The sequence below is a fragment of the Corallococcus sp. EGB genome, assembly GCF_019968905.1.
Lineage (GTDB): Bacteria > Myxococcota > Myxococcia > Myxococcales > Myxococcaceae > Corallococcus.
The window spans coordinates 196,453-218,228 of sequence record NZ_CP079946.1; the positions used below are offsets into that span (position 1 = coordinate 196,453).

A 21,776-nucleotide genomic window follows, 5' to 3' on the forward strand; every position below is an offset into this window, starting at 1 on the left:
GAATACGTCCCGGCCCTTCCCAAGAAAACCGAGGGTTTCTTCACATAAACTGAAGCCATGCTTGGCAATCACGAAGCGCTCTGGACGCTGTGGGAGGTGAGCCGCGCGGGCACGCACGCGGCCGCCGCCGCGCGCCTGGGCATCACCGCATCCGCGGTGGGCCAGCAGCTCAAGGCGCTGGAGCGGCACGTGGGCGTGGCGTTGTTCGAACGGGTGGGACGCCGGGCCCGGCTCACTCCCGCGGGCGCCGCCCTCGTCGCGCGGCTGGGCGAACACCTGCCCGCGCTGGAGGCCGCGCTGGAAGCGGCCTCCGAGGCCCAGCGCGCGGTGCGCGGCGAGGTGTCCCTGGGGGGCCCCTGGCCCTTCTTCCGGTACTGGCTCCGGCCTCGCCTGCCGGGCCTGCTGGCGCGGCACCCGGAGCTGCGGCTGGACGTGCGCTTCGACGTGCCCAGCCGCGTGTCACGGCTGCTCCTGGAGGGCGCGCTGGACCTGGGCATCCTCGGGCTGCTGCCGGAGGCTCCCGGTCTGGAGGTCCGGCCGGTGGCCCAGGAGGAGTTCGTCGCCGTGGGCGCACCTTCGTACCTGAAGCGGTGGGGGACGCCGCGCACCGCGCGCGACCACGGTGCGCACCGGTTCATCGTCTTCGACGCGGACCTGGCGATGCTGGCGCCGTGGTGGCGCGCCGCCTTCGGACCAAAGGAGCCCCTGCCCGCGCAGGTGGTGTGCCGCGTCGCGAACCTGGATGAGATGCTGGCCCTGGTGGAGGCGGGCGTGGGGCTGGCGGTGCTGCCGGACTACTTCGTGGCGCCCGCCGTGCGGGAGAAGCGTGTCGTGACGCTCACGCCGGAGCCGGGCCGTCGTTCCGCGCGGCGTCCCCGGGGAACGCTCTACGTCGCGTGGCGCAAGGCCGCGGCCCCCACGGCCCGCTTCCTCGCGGTGCGCGACTGGCTCCTGGCGGGAGCGGCGACGTCGAAGGAACCAGCACGGGGCGGCGCGCGCCCGCCTGCCCTCCCACCAGGGAGGTGAGGGCTCCAGGCGGCCAGGCTCCAGTCTGAAAGGTCGTGGTTCCCCGCGGGGTGGGGTGTCCCCATCTTCAAGCGTGCAGAGAGCGAGCCCATGCCGCCATGGAGGGGGACTCCGTCGGGGCGCGGGCTCCCTGGCGCGACGCGGGAGGACGTGGCCAATGCGCGGAATGCACGGGACGGCGGCCCTGCTGGTGTTGGGCATGGTGGGGCTGGGAGGACTGTCGGCGTGTCACGGCGGAGAGCCGGGGCCGGAGGGTCCTTCCGCGAAGCACCGCGAAGGCCGCTCGGAGGTGCTGCGGGGGCTGATGGCGTCCAAGGAGAGCGTGGACCCCAATGCCCTGAGGGCCGCGGGCAAGGAGGCGAAGGGCACGGCCGCGGCGCCAGCGCCGGCCCCGGAGGGAACGGGGGGCTCCGGCCAGCCGCAGCATCCCATGGGCTGGGCCGCGGGCCGCGTGTCCTGGGTGGGCGACGACGAGCTGCTCTTCGTGGACGGCCGCGGTCAGGAGCAGGAGGTCTTCGTGGACGAGGCCACGCGGATCAAGCGCGGCGGCCAGAACGTGCAGCTGCGCGACATGGCCGAGGGCGATGAGATCCGCGTCTCCTACGAGGACCAGGGCCAGGAGTGGATCGCCCGGGACGTGGAGGCGGTGCCCGCGCGGTCGGCACCCAAACCCCCTCCCGAGCCCCCGCCGCTGCGCTGACTAGAACGCGCCGCCGTCCGCGCGCCGGCCCGGCGAGGACTGCAGCCCGGGCGTCAGCGTGGTGTGCAGCACGAAGCTCGCGTCCGGCGTCAGGTCCGGCGAGCGGTTGATGGACACCGCGTCCACGGTGCTGAAGTATTCGACGCTGTCCACGACGCCGCCGTCGGTGCGCATGAGCCGCACGCTGTCCGACGTGTTGTTGAGGCCCAGCGTCCCTCCGGAGGCCGCGACGGTGTCGGGCGTGCCGGGCGTGAAGCCCGCCGGCCCACCGAAGACGACTATGGGCCGGCCCGGAGACAGCACCGTGCCGGCGGCGAAGACGTGGCGCCTGGCCGTGGCGTCCCACAGGCTCCAGCCGGACAGGTCCACCGGGGCGGAGCCCGCGTTGTAGAGCTCCACGAACTCATGGTCGGTGCCGCCGGGGAGCGCGGGCTCGTTGGCGAGCAGCTCGTTGATGAACACGCGGGGCTCCGCGTGCGTGAACCAGACGCGGCCGGGGCTCATGTCGAAGCGCGACGCGTTGGCCGTGTCCACCACGCGCACGCGCACCAGGTCGCTCTCCAAGTCCGGCACGGTCCACGTGAAGGTGCCCGCGTCCGCGCGCACCGAAGCGGCCACGACATTCCAGGTGTCGCCGCCGTCGTAGGTGGCCTCGATGCGCACGGTGTCCACGCCCAACGAGCGCCACGTGAACGTCAGCGAGGTGCCCGCGATGAACGTGCCGCCCAGGGGCGCGGTGAGCCGCACGCGCGGCCCGGGAACGCCGCTCAGGTCGTAGCGGGTGAGGACGGGGTAGTGGTCGCTGACGGTGCGGGAGTAGTCCGGAATCGTCGCGTCGGGCCGGAGCACCTGGACGCCGCCGGGCACGGCGTCCACGGCCACCTCGTCGGTGACGAGCGTGTGGTCGATGGAGTCGTCGTACTCCGTGGTGGTGCGGATGTTGGAGTCGGTCAGCACCTTCGTAAGGAACGTGTAGTGCGCGGGGTCGTTCAGGAAGTTCAGGTAGGGCGAGGCCAGCGCGACGCCGTTCTCCTTGGTGATGGAGCGGTCCAGGTCATCGTTCCAGTCGCCGATGACGAGCACGCGGGCCTCGGGCAGCCACTGGTCCAGGTAGCCCTTGAGGGCGACCGAGGAGCGCTGGCGCTGGTCGTAGGACGTCCGGTCCTCGAAGGCCTTCATGTGTGTGACGATGACGACCAGGGGCGCGTCCTCGCCGTGGATGCGGGTGGTGAAGTCCACGCGCATCGGCGGGCGTCCGCCGAAGTCCGCGGCCTGCGCGGTGAGGATGTTCTGGGCGCTGCGGTAGGTGAGCGTGCTGTCGTAGAGGATGCCGGGCTTCTGCTCGCCCGCGGAGTACTTCGACGCGCCGCTGAGGACGTAGGTGGGGTTGTTGGCGAGGAAGCCGCTGTAGGTGCCGGACAGCCCCGCCACGAGCGTGTTGAAGTCCGCGCTGTCCACCATCTCCACCAGTCCCCAGACATGCGCGCCCGCGTCGCGGATGACGTCCCGGGCCCCCACGACCTGGAGGTCGTCGGGCACGCCGCCGTCGGACGTGGAGTTCACCGGGCCCTGGTTGGGGGCGCCGAACCACTCCAGGTTCCAGTGGCCCACGGTGAATAGCGAGAGGGGCGGCTGCACCCTCATGATCAGCCGCGCGGACGCCGTCTTTCCATCCGCGTCGCTCACGGTGGCGGTGAAGACCGTCGAGCCCGCGGCGGTGGGCGTGCCGGACAGGGCGCCGTTCGCGGAGAGGGTGAGGCCCGCGGCCAGCGTCCCGGTGAAGCTCCAGGTGAACGGCGCCCGTCCACCGGAGGCGGTGAGCGTCATGCTGTAGGGCTGCCCCACGCGCCCGTCCCCGAGCCCCAGGGACGTCACGGTCAGGGACGGAAGGACGCCTCCATCCTGCATTCCCGCATCGGGGGACGTGCCGCCATCGGAAGGCGAGCCACCGTCATCGGTCGTACCCGCGTCACCAGGCACGCTTCCATCGACGGATCCGCCATCATCGCCGGGGCCACCGCCATCCTCGGGAGCGCCACCGTCGGAAGTGCCGCCGCCATCGCCGGGCACGCCGCTGTCGGAGGTCACGCCACTGTCGAACAGCGCACCGCTGTCGGAAGGCCCGCCCGGATTCGAAGGCGTGGATCCGGGACACGCGGCGAGCAGCAGGGCGAGGACGGGCGCGACGATGCGGGGGAGGGACATGGAGGCCATCCGGTCCAGATGCCGGAAAGGGACCGCGGCCCACCGCGATGACGAGCGGCGCGTCCCCATGACACCCAGGGTGGCACATCCCCCTGTCATCAAGAAGAAGGGCCGCGCCCACGAGGAGTGGACGCGGCCCTTGTCACAGCAGGGTATCAGGCGCGACGACTACGGATTCGCGACGCCCCAGGACGGAGCACCCACGGCCCAGTCATCCTTGGTGTTCGTGTCCGTGGCGCTGATGCGACGGACGCTGTTGCTGGCGGGGGTCGCGTTGGACGTCGGCGCGTCGGTCCAGTCCGCGGAGACGGCCGCCGCGGTGGGCGTGGAGGTCGTCGTGCACAGCGCGCCGCCGCAGTCCGCGGGCAGCCACTGACCGGCGGCCTGGATGGCCTGGAGGTTGCCCGGGAAGGCCGCGGGCGGCGTGCCCGAGTTGCGCGTGAAGGGCACCGCGTCCTGAATCACGTTCTGCGCGTCACGCACCAGGATGACGCGGCTGGAGAAGGTGATGCCCGTCGTCCCGCCCTTGAAGTCCCAGGCCGTGTCGTAGTTGGCCGGATTGGAGCTGGCGGGGAACTGGTTCTTCGCGGTGGTCTCGCTCTCGCCCGTGCCGTTGATGTGGACCACGATGATGTCGCCCGCGGCCACGGTCACATCCGGCAGGGTGGCCAGGGTGACGGCGGAGTTCACGTCCTGCTGCAGCAGGATGCCCGCCGTCGTACCTCCGGTGACGGCCTGCAGCTCCACGAGGTCCATGTTGTTCGCACCGCTGGGCTGCACCTCGGTGATGCGCAGGACGGCCCCGGAGCGGAAGCCCTTGAAGCCCACCGAGTTCGGGACGGTGACCGCGCCGCCCACCGTGTCCTTCACGGACGAGGCGACCGACACCGTGTAGTCCGTCCCGGCGGTCTGCTGGCTGGTCGTCACCAGGACGTCCTTGCCGCTGACCGTCGCGCTCTGCGCCTGGAGGCCACCGCTGAACGTGAACTGCGTCGGCACCGCTGTGAGGCTGGCCGCGTCCACCGGACGGCTGAAGGAGACCTTGACCTGCGTGAGCGACGTCGCGATGGCGCTCGCCAGCGTCGGGGCCGGGCAGGTGATGCCCGTCAGGTCCGTCGTGGAGTACGCGGACGGCTGCAGCGTGGTCACCGGCGGGTTGGCCGTGGACGTGAACTTCCAGATGGGACCCGCGCCCAGCGTCACGGCGCACGTGTCCACGAGCCCCAGGTCCGCCGCGATGCCGTCGGTCACGCGCAGCTTGAGGTTCGCGTTGTTGATGCCCGCGGTCCGGAACGTGAACGCCACGTGGCCCGAGCCGCTGGTCGACGACGCACCCACGAGCGTGCCGCTCATGCGCGCGATGGTCGCGAAGTAGGTGTCCGCCTTGTCGAGCAGCTCCGTGCTCGGCGCGTTGGACTGGTCCACCACGAGCCCGGCGGGCGTCGCCGTGTTGAGGTTCTGCACCGGGTGGCCCTTGCTGACCACCGTCAGGCCGGAGATGGTGGAGGCCGCCTTGTTCTGGCCGCTCAGCACCGTCGCGCCGGAGACGTTCAGGTTGACGCGGTCACCCACCTGCAGGGCGCCCGGGTCGGCCGCGACGAACATCGCCGGGCCGTTGGCCTCCGCCTGGAGGAAGAAGCCCGCCACGTCCGCGCCCACCGCAGGCTTGATGTACGTGACGAACGCGCCGTTGATGGGCAGCGCGGGGTCATAGGTCGTCCCCGCCGCGTTCTTGAAGGCGGTGATCTGCGCGCTGGTGTCCGCCACGGCGGGACCGGAGTCCTCGCACGTCAGGGTCTGCGGGTTGCAAACCTGGGTCAGCGAGCACGCGGGAGCGCAGGCCGTGCCCGTGCCGCCGTCCGTCGTGGTGCCGCCGTCCGTCGTGGTGCCGCCGTCCGTCGTGGTGCCGCCGTCCGTGTTCGTGCCGGCGTCCGTCTCCGTGCCGGCGTCCGTCTCCGTACCGGCGTCCGTGCCCGCGTCCTCACCCGGAGGGGTGTTCACCGAGTGCAGCTCGCACTTGTTGTCCGCGTTGCAGGTCCACTCCTGGCCCGCCGGCGGCGCGCCCTTGTCACGGCAGTCGAACTGATCGACACATTCGTCACCGCAACCCGTGCCGACCGTGACGAACACAGTGGTCACGAGCGCCGGCAGCCAGCTGCGCTTCAGGCTCTGCTTCAGCATGTGAAAGCCTCCATGAGATGAGGGTCCAGACCGCGGATGCGGTCCCCCTTACACCCGAAAACAGAGGGGCGTCCATTTGGCCGACCACCTGCCACGTCCCTGTCACTCGAAAGGACGCCCCGGGGCCTGGGATTCGAAGGAAGTCAAGGAGTCTTCCGCGCCGGGGTGGAGGGGGGACCCGCGTACAGGTCGATGACCTCGCTGATGCCGCGCTGACACACCGCGCAGAAGGGCACCCGGTCCCGGGTGAACATCACGCAGTCCGTCTGCGGCCGGAAGTAGCCCTTCGCCTCGTAGTGGGCCCCCTCGAAGGCGCCCACCTTCCCGGAGACCTTCTGCGTGCCCAGGAACTTCTCCTCCCAGTTGCGCTGCTCCATGAAGAGCGCGTCCATCTCCGCCTCGGGTTGACGCTCCGCGCGAATCTTCTGCCGGCGTTGCTGCACCTGCAGGGCATGCGCGTCATAGGTGGACTGATTCCAGGGCGTGGGCAGCGGGGTGCCGGGGGCGACCAGGTCCTTCCACTTGAGCTGGGCGGGGTCGTGGAGCGCGGTGACGTTCTTCTCCCAGGGTTCCACCCGCTCCGCGGGCGCGGCGCCGTAGACCGGGGCGGAGGTGTAGTACTCGTCCGCCAGCCCCGCGAAGTGGTGACCGAACTCGTGGACGAAGACGTAGGGGGCCCAGAGGCTGTCGGAGGCCACGGTGCTGAAGAGGTTGAAGATGCCCCCTCCTCCGTAGGTATTGCCGTTGGAGAGGATCTCGATGAACTCGTAGGGCGCGAAGGCGGCGGTGTCGCGCAGCGCTTCGTTGTCGAAGGTGAGGATGTAGCGCTCCGCGCCGAAGGCGTCGTAGGTGGAGCCCAGGGGCGGGCGGCGGTGGACGCCGGTGGAGGGCCGGGAGATGCCGGACTCAGCCGCCGCGGGCATCAAGCCCCAGACGTTGAAGTCCGCCTTGCGCTCCTTGAAGGGGGAGAAGCTGAAGAGGGTGTCCACCAGCTTGCGCGCGTCCTTCTCGAACTTGCCGCGCTCCGCCTCCGTGTAGCCATCCCCCAGGATGAGGAAGTCCACCTTGTCCTGCGGCGGCCCGTTCTCCAGCAGCTTGAGCAGCGGGCCCGGCGCGGGCGGCGAGGACGGATCCACGGTGGGGTCCTTCGGATCCACCACCAGCGACCAGATTTCGCGGAAGGCGTTCTGCGCGTCGCGCTTCTTCAGGACGACCTGGACGGGGCGGTCCGGCGTGGGGAAGCGCAGCGATTCACTGAAGGTGCGGTGGCCCTGCTTCGCCTCGTCCGTCAGCTCCCACTCGCCGAAGATGGAGGCGAAGCCGCGCGAGTACAGGAGCCGGTTCGTCCCCCGGTCCCGCACCTCGAAGAGGTACTTGCCCAGGTTCGTCTCGTCGATGGCCCGCGCCGGGTGGCCCGGCCAGGGCAGCGGCTCCACCACCAGCCGCTCCAGGCTGAAGCGCTCCTCGGTGGCATTGCCGGTGTGGAAGTAGTCGACGCGGAACGTCCGGGGCGCGGCGAGGGCGGTGCTCGCCGTGAACAGCAACAGCAGGAGGGAAGCGCGCATGGGGCGCGACTCTACGCCCCCAGTGCCTCCCGGCCAGCAACGGTCAGAACGACCCGGACACGCTCGCCCCCGCGCCCGTCCCGTCCGCCGTCACCCCCAGCGTCACGGGCGCTGGCTTCGCGGGAGCGGACACGAGGTAGAGCACCGCCCCGGTGACGACCGCCGCGCCCCCGCCCACGAGCAGCCCCGTCAGGAGGTGGCTCTTGCCCACCAGCGAGTTGCGCAGCGCGACGGCCTGCGCGTCCGTGCTCACCAGCTGGCCGCCGTTGGCCTTGCGGCGGTCCTCCAGGCCGGTGAGGTCCTTCTGGGCCAGCAGCCGCACCACGCCCGCGCCTCCCAGCGCCGCCACGCCCGCCCCTACCGCCACATACGACGCCGTGCGCAGGCCCTGGCGGGGAGCGCCCGTGTTGCGGGTGGCATCCTCCGACAGGAGGTGGGGCGCGCTGAGGTCCGCGCCCGTGCCCGTGCCGGACGCGGCCGTGGTGCCCCGCGCGTTGCCCGCGTCCCAGGGCGCCTTGCCGTTGGCGTTGTTCATCACCACGAGGTTGGAGGGCGAGCGCCCCGTGGTGACGAAGTCCACCAGCGCGGAGAGCGCCTCGCCGGGCGCGTCCAGGCCCTGCGTCTTGAAGCCGCCCTCGCGCAGCTTCTGCCCGCCGTCGACGTTGAGCACCGTGGCGGCGAACCACTTGGGCCCGCTGCTCGGGCGCTCCAGCCGCACGACGATGACCTCCTCCACGCCCAGCGTGCCGCCCAGGCGCACCGCGTGGCTCCACGTGCGCTCCTCGTTGCCGTCCGCCGCGGACAGGCACGGGAAGGGCGCGGCCGTCACCGACCCCTCGTAGGCCAGGTCCACCAACAGCGGCGTGTCCGCCCCCTGCGCCTGCACCTGCCGGGGGAAGCTCACCGCGTCTCCCTTCACCACGGTCAGCTCATAGGACCCGGCGGGCAGCTCCAGCGTGAGCGGCGTCTGCCCCATGCCCAGGCCCTCCAGGTACACGTCCGACGCGGGCAGCGTGGACTTCAGGGACAGCTTCACCTTGGGCGTCCGGGCCAGGTCGCGGCGCAGCTTCTCGAAGGCCTGCCGGATGGAGGGGGCGTACTGGTCCGGATCCAACCGGTACTTCGGCTGGAGGCGCAGCACCTGGAGGAAGGCCGTGTCGCTGTCCTTCGTCTTCCCCATCGCCCGCTGATTGAGCCCGTGCAGCAGCTGCGCGTGCGCGAAGAGCTTCCAGCGCGGCTCGCCCGGCGGCAGGCGGCGGATGTCGCTCAGCGCGTCGTCCAGGAGCTGGGCCGCGCGGGCGTTGCGGCCCTCGTAGAACTGGTCCTGCGCCGCGTCCAGCTGGCGCTGCAGGTCCTCGAAGGAGCGCGAGGAGGCGGGGAAGAGGCGCTCGGCGAACTCGGGGGCGCTCAGCACGCGCTGCTCCGGGCGGGCGCGGAGGGCGTCGTAGAACGCCTTGGACTGGCCGCTCAGCTCCGCGTCCCGGCAGTCGCCGCTGGAGACCACCAGCCGGTGGGGCGCGGCCCGCGAGGCGGTGGCGCACAGCAGGCACAGCATCAGCGCGAACGCGGACGGCTTCGGACGGAAGGACATGGTCACGTGGGAGTGGAAGGGATGGCCGGACGGGCGATGCAGGCCGCGTTCCGCCCTCTACCGGACTGTCCACCCTCCAGGCCAGCGGCCCCTGGCCGCTGCTCCCCGGTCCCGCGCGTGGACGCCCGTCCGGGTTCCGGGGCCCCTCGCCTCGCTGGCTGCCCTCCGGGTGAGTCACCGGTGGCCCGGGTGCGACGCCGGGCGTCATCCCCACCTTTCCATGCACGAACCCATGTCGAACGTTCGGGCCGGCGGGCCCGCCAGCAAAGGACCCCACTCCATGGATCGCATGTGGAAGCAGAAGGTCATCGTCATCACGGGCGCCTCCAGCGGCATTGGCCGGGCCACCGCGCTGCTGCTGGCGAAGAAGGGCGCCCACGTGGTCCTCGCCGCGCGCCGGGAGGAGCCCCTGGAGGAGCTGGCGGCCGAGTGCGAGTCCCACGGCGTCCAGGCGCTGAGGGTCTCCACGGACGTGTCGGACGCGGCGGCCGTGCGGAAGCTGGCGGAGGCCGCGGTGGAGGCCTTTGGCCACTTCGACGGCTGGGTGAACAACGCGGGCGTCTACATGCTGGGCAGCCTGGAGGAGACGCCGGACGACGCGTTCCGCCAGCTCATGGAGACCAACTTCTTTGGCACGGTGAGCGGGGCGCGCGTGGCGCTCGCGCAGTTCCGCCGCCAGGGCTACGGGACGCTGGTCAACGTGTCCTCCACCTTCGGCACCGTGCCCGCGCCGTACCTGAGCGCCTACGTGGCCTCCAAGTTCGCGGTGCGCGGCTTCTCCGCGTCGCTGCGCCAGGAGCTGCTCGGCACGGGCATCGACGTGTGCACGGTGATGCCCGCCGCCATCGACACGCCCCTGTGGCGCCACACCGCCAACTACACCGGCTGGCGCATCCGCCCCGTGGAGCCCGTCTACACGCCGGAGCGCGTGGCCCGCACCATCCTCCGCGTGCTGCGCCAGCCCCAGGACGAGGTCATCGTCGGCCCCGCCGGCAAGAGCTTCGCGGCGATGCACGGCCTGTTCCCCCGCACGTTCGAGCGCACCATGAAGTCCGGAACGGACGTCCTGCACTTCCAGGACGCGCGGCAGGGCCCCACCCCCGGCAACGTCTTCCGGCCCATGGAGGAGGGGACCGCGGCGTCGGGCGGTTACCACGGCACCGGAAAAACATGGCTGCGGCGGCTCCTGATGGCCGGAGGGCTGGCGGCCGCGGCGGTGACGCTGCGCCGGCGTGCGGCCGAGCGACACCTGGAGGCGCGGCTGGCCCATGCCCTGGGGGTGTGATGAGCATGTTCCCTGGGGGCGTCCCCATGCCGGGGTGCTTTTCGTGACGGGGCCATGACATGAACTGGGGAAGAGTCGCGCCCGCCATGAACATTGCCGTCCTCGTCAATCTGCGTGCGCGTAAAGGGACCGAAGGGATGGGCGGGCTCGTCAAGGACCTGCTCCCCCGGGCCCGGGTGGCCCTCACCCGTTCGCTGGAAGAGGCGAGGGAGTGGGTGGACCAGCTCCGCCACGACCCGCCCAGCCTGCTGCTCGCGGGCGGGGGGGACGGCACCATCACGGGCCTGCTCAACGAGCTGCGCTCCCAGGGCGTGGCCCTGCCGGCCATTGGCGTGCTGCCGCTGGGCACGGGCAACGCGTGGGCCCGCGTCACCGGCGCGCCGCGTCCCCAGGTGGCGCTGAAGCAGATCGCCGCGTACGGCGAGCGCCTGCCGCCCCTGCGTCCCTTCTCGCTGGTGCGGGTGGAGGGCCGGGTGGCGCCCTTCGCGGGCACGGGCTGGGACGCGGAGATGATCCAGGACTTCAAGAACCAGCTCGCCGACGCCGGTCCGCTGAAGAGCATGCAGTCCGGCCTGCGCGGCTACCTGGGCGCCATGTTCACGCGCACGGTGCCGCGCCACCTGTTCGGCGAGGGCAACCCGAACGTCTCCGTCTACAACCTGGGCGCGTCCGCGCTGACCATGGATCCCACGGGCGCGGTGCGGCCGGTGCCCAACGGCGGCGCGGGGCAGCTGTTGTACCAGGGCCCCGCGGGCGTGGCGGGCGCGGCGACGACGCCGGAGTGGGGCTTCGGCTTCAAGGCGTTCCCGTTCGCGCAGGCGGTGCCGCACCGGCTGTCCGTGCGCGTGTACGGCGCGGGCGTCCTGGAGGCCACGCGCAACATGTTCCGCCTGTGGCGCGGCGAGCACCCCATGCCGCGCATGCACGACTTCTTCGTGGAGCGCCTGCGCATGGACTTCGACCGCGAGGTGCCCTTCCAGATGGGCGGCGACGTGCTGGGCATGCGCCGCTCGCTGGAGTTCGACCTGGCGGAGGAGAACGTCAACCTGGTCGACTGGCGCCGCCTCAGCCGCCTGGTCGCCGTCTGAGCACGCCCTGCCGGCGCTCCTCCTGTATCGCTATGGCAGGAGGAGGACGCCCCGGTTCTCGTCGTAGGTGAACAGCTCTCCGAACCGGGCCCACCGGGCGAGGGTGTCGAAGATGCGCTCGTAGTCCTCGGACGGCATGCTCAGGACGATGAGGTCCAGGACGAGCTCCCGGTCCAGCTCCTGGCGCGGATGCTGTTCGAGCGCCGCCCTCACCTTGCGGAAGAGCCCGAGTTGCAGGAGCTGCTCGCGCCACACTCGCTTGCGCTCCGAGGCGTCGCCCTTGAGGAAGCGGACGCCGCAGTCGGACAGCATCACCATCCGCTTGGGCGTGTCCACGAAGTCGAGCATCTCCGCGGCCTTCACCACGTTGATGACCTTGCCGAACTCCTGGTCCGTGTCGGCCGCGATCCGGAAGAGCTCCTCGCGGCCACCTCGCGCGTCCAGGTACTCCAGCAGGCCCACGAGCTCCCCGCCGGAGGCGTTGGGCAGCGGCTCCACCGGCGTCGTGGTCGTGGACACCGGGGCGGCTGGCTCCTGCGTGTCGGGCAGCTCGTGGCCGGTGATGATGTCGTGCAGGCGGTCCACCATCCGCAGCAGCTCGGGGGAGCGGTAGTCCCGGGGACGCGGCAGCCGGTTCTCCACCACGGTGCGCACCACGCCAGGATGCGCCCCGAGCACGACGATGCGGTCCGCCATGTAGACCACTTCCTTGATGTCGTGGCTCACCATCAGGATGGACGAGGCCTGCTTGTCCTTGGCGGACCAGATGTCGAGCACCTCGGCGCGGAGGCTCTCGGCGGTCAGGGCGTCCACCTGACTGAAGGGCTCGTCCATGAAGAGCAGCTCGGGGTCGAGCGAGAAGGCGCGCGCCATGCCCACGCGCTGCTTCATGCCGCCCGACAGCTCTCGCGGATAGGCCCGCTCGAACCCCTCCAGCCCCACCTTGCGGATGGCCTGGGAGGCGCGCGCGGCGATCTCGTCGTGCCCGAGCCCCGCCGCCTTGAGCACGACCTCGACGTTCTGCTCGACCGTCATCCACGGGTAGAGCGCGAAGGACTGGAAGACGATGGCCACTCCCGGGTTGAGGCCCTGGAGCGGGCGCCCGCGGTACAGCACCTCCCCGCGCGTGGGCCGCAACAGCCCGGCGAGGATGCGCAGCACGGTGGACTTCCCGCAGCCCGACGGCCCCAGCAGGCACACCACCTCGTTGGGGTGGACCTGGAGCGAGATGTCCTCCAGGACGAGGAGCGGCGCGCCATGGGGCTGGGCGAAGGATTGGCTCACCCCGCGCAGCTCGCAGAGCGGAACGGGGGAGGACGTGCCCAGGGCATCCTGGGACCGGGAGGCGATGACGCGATCGAGGCTCATTTGTTCAAGGAGAAGCGCGTCTCGGCCAGGCGGTGGAGTCTCCTCCACACCAGACGGTTGAAGGTCACGACCATCACAGACATGACCACGACGCTCGCGCTCAGCAGCGGGAAGTTCGCGGACGCCGCGGCCAGGCTGATTTGAGCGCCCAGGCCAGGGGCCGTGAGGACGCGCCCCCGGAAGGTGACGTACTCGGACACGATGCTCGCGTTCCACGCGCCTCCGGCGGCCGTCACCCAACCCGTCACGAGGTACGGGAAGACCGCGGGCAGGTAGAGGCTCCAGAAGCGCCGCCAGACGCCGAGCCGGTAGCTCGCCGCCATCTCGCGCAGGTCCGCGGGGATGGCCGTGGCGCCGGCCACGACGTTGAACAGGATGTACCACTGGGTCCCCAGCAGCATGAGCCACATGCTGCCCCACCCCAGACCCACGCCCAGGAGGCTCAGGGCCGCGATGACCATGGGGAAGAGCATGGGCGCGGGGAAGGACGCCACCACTTGAATCACCGGCTGGAGCAGCCGGGACAGGCGCGGAGACAACCCGATGGCCAGTCCCGCCGGTACGGCCCACAGCGTCCCCAGGCAGGTGGCCAGGAGCACGCGACCCAACGTGAGGAACGCCTTGCCCAGGGTGTCCCTCCAATGGGCGAGGGGGACGTCCCGGAGGATGAGCATCAACCGCGCGGCCCCGACGAGGAGGGCGCCCACGAGGAGGAGCAGCAGCGCCTGGGACAGCAGCCGCGGCAGCCGGGGAGACAGCCGCCCGCCGCGCCGGGGCGCCGCGCGAGTCGCGGCGTACGCGCGCCGCCTCCAGGCGCGCTTCAGCGCCGCGAGCAGGGTCGAGCGGCGCAAGAGGGTGAGGAACCAGGAGCCCATGCCAGCCACCTGCCCGCCCTCCTCCGTGCGGAACTTCTGCGCCCAGACGACCACGGGCCGCCAGAGGAGCTGATCCAGCACGACGATCATCGCGGTCATCGCGACGATGGCCCAGACCATGGCGGCCGTGTCCCCGTGCGCGACGGCCACGCTCATGTAGGAGCCCAGCCCTGGCAGGCGGAAGTCCCGGTCCCCCAGGACGAAGGCCTCGTTGATCATCAGGAAGAACCAGCCCCCCGCCATGCTCAGCATGCTGTTCCACACGAGGCCGATGGTGGCGAAAGGCAGCTCCACCCAGCGCAGGCGCTCCCAGCCATTGAAGCGATAGACGGTGGCGGCCTCACGCTGCTCCAGGGGCACCGAGCGCAGCGAGTGGTAGTAGCTGAACGTCATGTTCCACGCCTGCCCGGTGAAGATCATCACCACCGCGGCCAGCTCCAGCCCCACGTTGCTCCGGGGGAAGGCGGCGACGAGGGCCAGCACGAGCCCCGGCATGAAGCCGAGCACGGGGATGCTCTGGAGGATGTCGAGCAGCGGCAGCAGCACGCGCTCGGCCCGCGCGTCCTTCGCGGCCCAGTACCCATACGTGAGGGTGAACCCGAGCGAGAAGACGTAGGCGATGAGCCCCCGGCACAGCGAGAAGAAGGCGTAGCGCGGCAGGGCGGCGGGTGACAGGTCGATGTCCACCGTGGGCCGCAGCGTGCCCGTCCACTCCTCGACGGTGCGGGTGATTCCGAACAAGGCGCCCGCCAGGCCCGCGACGATGAGCAGGTCCACCCAGCCCGGAGCCCGGCTCGATTCGAGCGAGGCGTTCGACTCGCCGAAGGTAGAGGACGAAGAGCGGCGCACGCCGTCTGGCCTTGCGACACACGTGCCAGGGGCTCCTCGCGGGGGCCGGTGAAATGCCTGCTTGCCGGTACGGTGTCCTCTGGACACGATGTCGGCTGGAGGGTTCCCACGTGAGCCACACCTATGAGTACCCGCGCCCGGCGGTGACGGTGGACTGCGTCGTCTTCGGGTTGGACGAAGAGGACCTCAAGGTGCTGCTCATCCAGCGCGGCGTGGAGCCCTATCAGGGCCGGTGGGCGCTGCCCGGCGGCTTCGTGCGCATGGAGGAGTCCCTGGAGGACGCCGCGCGCCGCGAGCTGGAGGAGGAGGCCGGGCTGCGCACCAGCCACCTGGAGCAGCTCTACACGTTCGGTGCTCCGGACCGCGACCCCCGGGGCCGCGTCATCACCGTGGCGTACTTCGCGCTGGTGAAGCTGTCCCAGCATCACCTCCAGGCCTCCACGGACGCGCGCGAGGCGGCGTGGTTCTCCGTCTGGGACACGCCGAAGCTCGCGTTCGACCACGCGGACGTGCTGGCCACCGCGCTGCAGCGGCTCAAGGGCAAGGTGCGCTACCAGCCCATCGGCTTCGAACTGCTGCCGCCCAAGTTCACGCTGTCGCAGCTCCAGCGGCTGTACGAGACGGTGCTGGAGCGCGAGCTCGACAAGCGCAACTTCCGCAAGAAGATCCTCGCCATGGACCTCTTGGAGGAGCTGGACGAGGTGGAGCAGGACGTCTCCCACCGCGCCGCGCGCCTCTACCGGTTCGACCACAAGAAGTACAAACAGCTCGAGAAGGCCGGCTTCAACTTCGAGCTCTGACCTCCCTACACCTCCCGCCAGCTCCCTCGGCGCCCGCTGACAGGTTGTCACACGCCGCATTGACTTCGTGTCATATGGACACTATGTTCGTGTCGTAGATACACGAAGACGGGCGGTGCGGGCCGCCCGGTCGCCAGCAGGTTCCGGGTCGTGCGTGCCCTTCGAGGGCCACGGGAGAGCCATGTCCACGCTGCCCTTCGATGTCGCGGTGGGTTCGGTGCAGGGCCGGGAGCACGCGCGTTCGGGGCGCAACAACCAGGACGCCGCCTGCGTCCGGTGGAGCGAGCACGGGCTGGTGGTGGTGGTGGCGGACGGGTGTGGCAGCCAGCCGTGCAGCGAGCTGGGGGCGCAGCTGGGCGTGCGGCGGCTGGCGCAGGCGGCGCAGGCGAGGCTTCAGCGGGGCGAGGGGGTGGACGGCGCGGACTTCCTGCCGGGGCTGCGCGGGGACCTGCTGGAGTTGATGGAGGGACTGGCGTCCGCGCTGGGGCGGGACGTGTTGGGGGACCTGCTCTTCACGCTCGTGGGCGCGGTGGTGACGCCGGCGCACACGCTCGTCTTCTCGTCGGGGGACGGGGTGTGGATGCTCAACGGCCGGGTGCACGCGCTGGGACCGTTCCCGGGCAACGCGCCGCCGTATCTCGCGTATGCGCTGCTGCGCGGGGAGGACGTGCGGTTGGAGCCCCGGGCGGTGGTGCCCACGGAGGACGTGAACGCGCTGCTCGTCGGGACGGATGGGGTGGGGGACCTGCTGGCCCTTTCGCAGGCGCGGCTGCCGGAGCGCGACGAGCCGGTGGGCCCGCTGTCGCGGTTCTGGACGGACGACCGGTACTTCACCAACCCGGACGCGGTGCGACGGCGGCTGGCGCAGCTCAACCGTGAGTCGGTGCGCGCGGACTTCGTGGAGCGGCGGCTGCTGCGCACGCCGGGGTTGCTGACGGACGACACCACGCTGGTGGTGCTGCGCCGCCGGATGGGGAGGGCGTGAGGCCATGGACCTCTGGCTGGAGGGAAGGAAGGTCCGGTTGGAGCCGCAGCGGGCGCTGGGCAAGGGCGGCGAGGCGGATGTGTATGACCTGGGGGATGGCCGCGCGCTCAAGGTCTTCAAGCAGCCCGACCATCCGGACTACCTGGGCCTGTTGCCCGAGCAGGCCGCGGCGAAGGCCCGGCTCGCGGAGCACCAGCGCAAGCTGCGCGCGTTCCCCACGGGCCTTCCGGCGCGAGTGGTGACGCCGCAGGCCCTGGCCACGGACAAGAAGGGCGCGGAGGTGCTGGGCTATGCGATGCGCAAGCTGGACGGCGTGGAGCCGCTGCGCCGCTGGAGCGAGCCGGCGTTCCGCCGCGCGGGAGGCAGGGCCGCCGACGCGGTGACGGTGCTCGCGGGGCTGCACCGCGTGCTGGCGGCGGTGCACTCGGCGGGCGTGGTGGTGGGGGACTTCAACGACCTGAACGTGCTGACGGTGGGCACGGACGCGTACTTCATCGACGCGGACAGCTTCCAGTTCGGCGCCTTCCTGTGTCCGGTGTTCACGGAGAAGTTCCTCGACCCGCTGCGGGTGGACGCGGGCGCGCAATCGCTGACGCCCGCGCGGCCGGCGACGGTGGAGAGTGATTGGTATGCCTTCGCCGTCACCGTGATGCAGTCGCTGCTGTGCGTGGGGCCGCAGGGGGGCATCCACAAGCCGAAGGCGCAGGCGGCCCGGCTGAACGCGTTGGGGCGGCTGCTCCAGCGCGTCAGCGTGTTCCATCCGGACGTGCAGTACCCCAAGCCCGCGCTGCCGCGCGACACGCTGCCGGACGCGGTGCTGCACCTGTTCCATCAGGTGTTCGTGGAGGACCGGCGCGATGCCTTCCCGCTGCCGCTCCTGGAGGGGCTGCGCTTCACGGTGTGCGCGTCGTGCGGCCTGGAGCATGCGCGGGCCGCGTGTCCCACGTGCCAGCCGCACGCGACGGTGGCGGCCACGCCGGTGTCGGCGGTGCGCGGGCAGGTGACGGCGAAGCGGACGTTCACGACCCGCGGTGTGCTGCTGCACGCGAGCGCGGAGGACGGGGCGGTGCGCTTCGTCTACCACGCGGATGGCGCGTACCGGCGCGAGGACGGCCGCACGGTGATGCGCGGCGACCTGGACCCGTCGCTGCGCTGGGAGGCGCAGGGGGACGTGACGCTGCTGGGGCAGCGGGGGCGCGTGGCGGTGTTCATGCCGGGCCGGGGGCCGGAGTACCTGGGCGTGGAGGTCTGTGACCAGCGGCCGGTGTTCGCGGCCAATGCCAGACACCGGTTCTGGGCGGCGGGCGGCGGGCTGTGGCGGGACGGAGCGCTCGGCGCCGAGCGGTGGGGCGACGTGCTGCAGGGACAGACGCGGCTGTTCGTGGGCCCCCGGTTCGGCCTGGGGTTCCACCGCGCGGCGGGGCTGCGGGGGGCCTTCCTGTTCAACGTGGAGCGCAAGGGGCTGCGGGACGGGCTCTCGCTGCCGTGGCCTTCGGGGCAGCTGCTGGACGCGGAGGCGGTGTTCGACGGGGACACCGTGTGGTTGCTGCTCGCGGAGGAGGCCGGTGGACGCACGGTGCATCACGCGGTGCTGCTGGGGCCGGATGGGGTGGTGCGCGCGAGCGCCCGGGCCGACGCGGGGGACGGTTCGTGGCTGGGGACGCTGCGCGGGAAGTGCGCCGTGGGGGGCGCGCTCTTCTGCGCCACGGACGCGGGACTCGTGCGCGTGGAGCGCCGGCAGGGGCGCCTGGAGTCGGTGCGCGAGTTCCCGGACACGGAGCCGTTCGTGGACGCGGGCCGCGGGCTGCTGCTGTCGCGCGAGGGATTGACGGTGGTGGGGCCTCAGGACCTCACCGTGTTGCGCATGAGCTGAAACACAGACAGGGGGCTGGACATGACGAAGACGAGTGCGAAGGAACTGCCGCTGCCCGGGTTCTACAACTCCAACCACGCGGCGGAGTACGGCTACGGCCCGAACGCCGGGAAGCTCCAGCGTGAGGCCGGGGCGTGGAAGGCGGCGCAGGGCGTGACGGCGGCGGCCACGGACCGCTTCAACCTGCACCTGCTGCTCATCGACGTGCAGAAGGACTTCTGCTTCCCGGACGGCTCGCTGTACGTGGCGGGGCGCAGCGGGCGGGGCGCCATCGACGACAACCGCCGCATCGCGGAGTTCATCTACCGGAACCTGGGGACGCTGACGAACGTCACCGCGACGTTGGACACGCACTTCGCCTATCAAATCTTCTTCCCGTCGTTCTGGGTGGACCAGGACGACCAGCCGCTCCAGCCGTACCGCGAGGTGACCCGCGAGCAGATCGAGCGCGGCCAGGCGAAGCCGAACCCCGCGGTGGCCAAGTGGCTGTGCGGCGGCAACTACCCGTGGCTGCTCAAGCAGGTGAAGTTCTACTGCGAGGAGCTGGAGCGCGCGGGGAAGTACACGCTCTACCTGTGGCCGCCGCACTGCCTGCTGGGCAGCGACGGGCACGCGCTGTCGGGCGTGGTGCAGGAGGCGCGGCTGTTCCACTCGTACGCGCGCGGCGTGCAGTCGTGGGCGGAGGTGAAGGGCGGCAACCCGCTGACGGAGAACTACTCGGTGCTGCGGCCGGAGGTGCTGATGCGGCATGACGGCCAGCCGCTCGCGCAGCGCAACACGCAGTTCCTGAAGACGCTGCTCACGTCGGACGCGGTGGTGATTGGCGGGCAGGCCGCCAGCCACTGCGTGAAGAGCAGCATCGACGACCTCTTGGGGGAGATCGTCGCGCAGGACGCGGCGCTGGCCCGCAAGGTGTACCTGCTGACGGACTGCATGTCGTCGGTGACGGTGCCGGACGGCAAGGGCGGCTTCGCGGCGGACTTCACGCCGCAGGCGGACGCGGCGCTCAAGCGCTTCGCGGACGCGGGCATGCACCTGGTGAAGGCCACGGAGCCGCTCGCGAGCTGGCCGGACCTGCGCCTGGCGTGACGTCTGGCATGGGCACTCACACGACGGGAGGCACGGACATGAGCAAGGCGAACGGGACGGGTGTCACGAAGCTCTTCGAGGACGCGCACGCGGAGGGCATCCTGAGCCCCGCGGGGTTGCAGACGCTCACGGTGGTGGACCTGGGGGCGCAGATCCAAGCAGGCCTGGGCATCCACGTGGACGACGTGCAGGCGAGCGAGGTGGTGCTGGTGACGGTGATGCCGGATGACTCCGGGAGCATCGCGCACTCGGGGCACGAGAAGACGGTATGTGACGGGCACAACCTGGTGCTGGACGCGCTCCTGGCGAGCCAGCAGAAGGACGGCGTGCTGTTCCACACGCGCTACCTGAATGGCCACGTGCTCAATCCCTTCCGGCCGTTGGAGGACGTGGTGCGGATGCACTCCAAGAACTACTCGGCGGACAACGGGACGCCGCTGTACGACCAGGCGGTGGTGCTGCTGGGCACGGTGCTGGCGAAGGCGCAGGAGTTCAGCGGCAACGGGGTGCCGGTGCGCACGGTGACGCTGCTGATCACCGACGGCGCGGACCAGGGCTCGCAGAAGGCGCGGGCGAAGGACGTGGCGGCGCTGGTGAAGGACCTGCACCGGGTGGAGAACCACATCGTCGCGGCGATGGGCATCGACGATGGGGTGACGGACTTCCGGCGCGTGTTCCAGGAGATGGGCATCGCGGACCGGTGGATCCTGACGCCGGGCCAGAGCGCCCAGGAGATCCGCGCCGCGTTCCAGGTGTTCAGCCAGTCCGCCGTGCGCGTCAGCCAGGGCGCGGCCAGCTTCAGCCGCGCGGCGCTGGGGGGCTTCGGGGCCTGACGGGCGTCACGCCCGGAGGAAGCCTCCGAGCAGCTTGCGGACCTCCTCGGGGCGTTCCTCGGCCACCCAGTGGCCGGTGTCCGGGAGGATGTGGGGTTCGACCTGGGTGGCCACCGCACGCGCCTGTGCGGCGAGCGGTCCGCCCAGGGACTTGTCACCCCCAATGACCATCACGGGCATGGGGAGTTTGTTCCGGGCCAGCTCCCGGAAGGCCTTCTTGTCCTGGTCGAACGCCTGGAAGTAGCTCCACGTCGAGTGGAGCCGGCCCGGGGCCGCGTAGGCCTCCGTGTAGGCCTGCCGCTCCGCTTCGTCGACCGCGTGGGGATTGGCGGCGAAGTCGGTCCAGAAATGGTCGAAGTAGACGCGCTCGCGTCCCCGCACCAGCTTCTCCGCGGTGGGGCCGTTGAAGGTGAAGTGCCACACGTCCCGGCTGCGCATGACCTGGTCGGACCAGGGCTCGATGCCCGGCAGGAACGCGTCCAGCAGGGCCAGTCGCTCGACCTCGTTGGGGAACAGGGCGGCGTAGGCGTAGGCGACCATCAGGCCGATGTCGTGGCCCACGACGGAGACCTTGTCGAAGCCGAGCTTCTTCACCAGCGCGCGCATGTCCCGGGCCAGGGTCTCCTTGTCGTAGCCCTGCTCTGGCGCGGCCGAGGCGCCCGCGCCGCGCAGGTCCGGGAGGATCACGGTGTGCTGCTTCGCGAGCCCCGGCGCCAGGCGCCACCACATGAGGTGCGTCTGCGTGTAGCCGTGCAGCAGCAGGACGGGGCGTCCCTCGCCGCCGATGACGAAGTGGATCCGCGTGCCGTTGACGTCCTCGTCGCCTTCGCGGAAGCCCTGAGGGAAGAAGGGCCGGACGGCGCTCGGAGCCTTGGCTGGAGTCGTCGTGGGGTTCGGCTGCTGGCGTGTCATCGGCGCCTCCGCGCGAGAGCGGGTTCACGCCTCAGGGTGTGCACGCCTCGCGTCCGGGAGGTGCCGGGCCGAGCGGGGAGTCCGGCGCTCGGGCTCCTGGGTCCCTCATGCGTCGTGGGGCGGCTTCAGGCGGGACTGGATGAACTCCAGGTACTTCGCGTCGTCGCCGTCGAAGAGCTCCTCGCCGCCACCCATGTAGGCGCGTGCCAGCTCGTCGGCCGCGCGGGCTTCGTCACCCAGTTCGAGGGCGCACTGGCCGAGCCGCAGGTGGATGAAGGGATTGCCGAGCCCTCCCGGTGAGCGGACGGCTTCGCGGAAGTGCTCGCGGCAGTCCTCGAAGCGCTCGAGCTGGAAGTACATGTCGCCGATGGCGGCGCGCACCCAGGTGTTCTGCTGGTGGGCGTGGGTGGGGGCGGGAATCAAGGCGAGGGCGGCCTTGAAGTGTTTCAGGGCCTGCTCGAAGTCGTCCTCGCCCGCGGCGGCGTCTCCCTGGGCGCAGAGGTCGGTGATGCGTTCGTGGGTTTCATCCGAGATTGACGACATCGTTGCTC

General features: G+C 71.1%; 17 protein-coding genes. 9 read left to right on the top strand and 8 right to left on the bottom strand.

Annotated features, from left to right (window positions below; all coding sequences use genetic code 11):
* Positions 1-57 precede the first annotated feature (57 nt).
* Entirely contained in the window at positions 58-1,026 is a 969-nt protein-coding gene (locus KYK13_RS00860; RefSeq protein WP_223640980.1) for a LysR family transcriptional regulator, read from the top strand.
* A gap of 157 nt (positions 1,027-1,183) precedes the next feature.
* On the top strand, positions 1,184-1,726 hold the full coding sequence (locus KYK13_RS00865) for a hypothetical protein (protein WP_223640982.1): 543 nt from the start codon (positions 1,184-1,186) through the stop codon (positions 1,724-1,726).
* Here KYK13_RS00865 and KYK13_RS00870 read toward each other — a convergent pair whose 3' ends face one another.
* From KYK13_RS00870 to KYK13_RS00885, 4 genes are all read right to left on the bottom strand, one after another.
* Complete coding sequence (locus KYK13_RS00870) at positions 1,727-3,931, bottom strand: lamin tail domain-containing protein (protein ID WP_223640984.1); 2,205 nt, start codon at positions 3,929-3,931, stop codon at positions 1,727-1,729.
* 168 nt (positions 3,932-4,099) lie between these two features.
* Positions 4,100-6,112, bottom strand: coding sequence for an Ig-like domain-containing protein (locus tag KYK13_RS00875; RefSeq protein WP_223640987.1), 2,013 nt, complete (start codon positions 6,110-6,112; stop codon positions 4,100-4,102).
* A 143-nt stretch (positions 6,113-6,255) separates the two neighbouring features.
* Positions 6,256-7,677, bottom strand: coding sequence for an IgA Peptidase M64 (locus KYK13_RS00880; RefSeq protein WP_223640990.1), 1,422 nt, complete (start codon positions 7,675-7,677; stop codon positions 6,256-6,258).
* A gap of 43 nt (positions 7,678-7,720) precedes the next feature.
* Positions 7,721-9,268 carry a PEGA domain-containing protein gene (locus KYK13_RS00885; protein WP_223640991.1) on the bottom strand — a complete coding sequence of 516 codons (1,548 nt, stop codon included), beginning with the start codon at positions 9,266-9,268 and terminating at the stop codon, positions 7,721-7,723.
* Between the two features lie 280 nt (positions 9,269-9,548).
* On the opposite strand from KYK13_RS00885, the gene KYK13_RS00890 reads away from it, so the two are divergent.
* Both KYK13_RS00890 and KYK13_RS00895 read left to right on the top strand, forming a co-directional pair.
* Positions 9,549-10,553 carry an SDR family oxidoreductase gene (locus KYK13_RS00890; protein WP_223640993.1) on the top strand — a complete coding sequence of 335 codons (1,005 nt, stop codon included), beginning with the start codon at positions 9,549-9,551 and terminating at the stop codon, positions 10,551-10,553.
* An 86-nt stretch (positions 10,554-10,639) separates the two neighbouring features.
* Positions 10,640-11,641 carry a diacylglycerol kinase family protein gene (locus KYK13_RS00895; RefSeq protein ID WP_223640994.1) on the top strand — a complete coding sequence of 334 codons (1,002 nt, stop codon included), beginning with the start codon at positions 10,640-10,642 and terminating at the stop codon, positions 11,639-11,641.
* A 30-nt stretch (positions 11,642-11,671) separates the two neighbouring features.
* On the opposite strand, the gene KYK13_RS00900 is transcribed toward KYK13_RS00895, so the two are convergent.
* Positions 11,672-13,009 (bottom strand): nitrate/sulfonate/bicarbonate ABC transporter ATP-binding protein, encoded by a 1,338-nt coding sequence (locus KYK13_RS00900; RefSeq protein ID WP_223640996.1) that lies wholly within the window; start codon positions 13,007-13,009, stop codon positions 11,672-11,674.
* On the bottom strand, positions 13,006-14,733 hold the full coding sequence (locus tag KYK13_RS00905) for an ABC transporter permease subunit (RefSeq protein WP_223640997.1): 1,728 nt from the start codon (positions 14,731-14,733) through the stop codon (positions 13,006-13,008). The genes KYK13_RS00900 and KYK13_RS00905 overlap by 4 nt, the downstream gene beginning before the upstream one ends.
* 110 nt (positions 14,734-14,843) lie before the next feature.
* Between KYK13_RS00905 and KYK13_RS00910 the strand changes: the two genes are divergently transcribed.
* From KYK13_RS00910 to KYK13_RS00930, 5 genes are all read left to right on the top strand, one after another.
* Positions 14,844-15,533, top strand: a complete 690-nt coding sequence (locus KYK13_RS00910; protein ID WP_223640999.1) for an NUDIX domain-containing protein — start codon at positions 14,844-14,846, stop codon at positions 15,531-15,533.
* Between the two features lie 181 nt (positions 15,534-15,714).
* A complete protein-coding gene (locus KYK13_RS00915; protein WP_223641000.1) occupies positions 15,715-16,518 on the top strand; it encodes a protein phosphatase 2C domain-containing protein in 804 nt (267 codons plus the stop codon).
* Positions 16,519-16,522: 4 nt separating this feature from the next.
* The gene (locus KYK13_RS00920; protein WP_223641001.1) at positions 16,523-18,391 is read left to right on the top strand and encodes a hypothetical protein; all 1,869 of its coding nucleotides are present in this window, start codon (positions 16,523-16,525) and stop codon (positions 18,389-18,391) included.
* A 21-nt stretch (positions 18,392-18,412) separates the two neighbouring features.
* Positions 18,413-19,480 carry a nicotinamidase gene (locus KYK13_RS00925; RefSeq protein ID WP_223641002.1) on the top strand — a complete coding sequence of 356 codons (1,068 nt, stop codon included), beginning with the start codon at positions 18,413-18,415 and terminating at the stop codon, positions 19,478-19,480.
* A 38-nt stretch (positions 19,481-19,518) separates the two neighbouring features.
* Positions 19,519-20,313, top strand: coding sequence for a hypothetical protein (locus KYK13_RS00930; protein ID WP_370645261.1), 795 nt, complete (start codon positions 19,519-19,521; stop codon positions 20,311-20,313).
* 6 nt (positions 20,314-20,319) lie between these two features.
* On the opposite strand, the gene KYK13_RS00935 is transcribed toward KYK13_RS00930, so the two are convergent.
* Positions 20,320-21,225, bottom strand: coding sequence for an alpha/beta fold hydrolase (locus KYK13_RS00935; protein ID WP_223641006.1), 906 nt, complete (start codon positions 21,223-21,225; stop codon positions 20,320-20,322).
* 105 nt (positions 21,226-21,330) lie between these two features.
* Complete coding sequence (locus KYK13_RS00940) at positions 21,331-21,768, bottom strand: lipopolysaccharide assembly protein LapB (protein ID WP_223641008.1); 438 nt, start codon at positions 21,766-21,768, stop codon at positions 21,331-21,333.
* Positions 21,769-21,776 lie beyond the last annotated feature (8 nt).

What these genes read in the sequence shown, in the direction of transcription:
- KYK13_RS00860 (WP_223640980.1), top strand. Translation starts at nt 58, where the DNA reads ATGCTTGGCAATCACGAAGCGCTCTGGACGCTGTGGGAGGTGAGCCGC.
- KYK13_RS00865 (WP_223640982.1), top strand. Translation starts at nt 1,184, where the DNA reads ATGCGCGGAATGCACGGGACGGCGGCCCTGCTGGTGTTGGGCATGGTG.
- KYK13_RS00870 (WP_223640984.1), bottom strand. Translation starts at nt 3,931, where the DNA reads ATGTCCCTCCCCCGCATCGTCGCGCCCGTCCTCGCCCTGCTGCTCGCC.
- KYK13_RS00875 (WP_223640987.1), bottom strand. Translation starts at nt 6,112, where the DNA reads ATGCTGAAGCAGAGCCTGAAGCGCAGCTGGCTGCCGGCGCTCGTGACC.
- KYK13_RS00880 (WP_223640990.1), bottom strand. Translation starts at nt 7,677, where the DNA reads ATGCGCGCTTCCCTCCTGCTGTTGCTGTTCACGGCGAGCACCGCCCTC.
- KYK13_RS00885 (WP_223640991.1), bottom strand. Translation starts at nt 9,268, where the DNA reads ATGTCCTTCCGTCCGAAGCCGTCCGCGTTCGCGCTGATGCTGTGCCTG.
- KYK13_RS00890 (WP_223640993.1), top strand. Translation starts at nt 9,549, where the DNA reads ATGGATCGCATGTGGAAGCAGAAGGTCATCGTCATCACGGGCGCCTCC.
- KYK13_RS00895 (WP_223640994.1), top strand. Translation starts at nt 10,640, where the DNA reads ATGAACATTGCCGTCCTCGTCAATCTGCGTGCGCGTAAAGGGACCGAA.
- KYK13_RS00900 (WP_223640996.1), bottom strand. Translation starts at nt 13,009, where the DNA reads ATGAGCCTCGATCGCGTCATCGCCTCCCGGTCCCAGGATGCCCTGGGC.
- KYK13_RS00915 (WP_223641000.1), top strand. Translation starts at nt 15,715, where the DNA reads ATGTCCACGCTGCCCTTCGATGTCGCGGTGGGTTCGGTGCAGGGCCGG.
- KYK13_RS00920 (WP_223641001.1), top strand. Translation starts at nt 16,523, where the DNA reads ATGGACCTCTGGCTGGAGGGAAGGAAGGTCCGGTTGGAGCCGCAGCGG.
- KYK13_RS00925 (WP_223641002.1), top strand. Translation starts at nt 18,413, where the DNA reads ATGACGAAGACGAGTGCGAAGGAACTGCCGCTGCCCGGGTTCTACAAC.
- KYK13_RS00930 (WP_370645261.1), top strand. Translation starts at nt 19,519, where the DNA reads ATGAGCAAGGCGAACGGGACGGGTGTCACGAAGCTCTTCGAGGACGCG.
- KYK13_RS00935 (WP_223641006.1), bottom strand. Translation starts at nt 21,225, where the DNA reads ATGACACGCCAGCAGCCGAACCCCACGACGACTCCAGCCAAGGCTCCG.
- KYK13_RS00940 (WP_223641008.1), bottom strand. Translation starts at nt 21,768, where the DNA reads ATGTCGTCAATCTCGGATGAAACCCACGAACGCATCACCGACCTCTGC.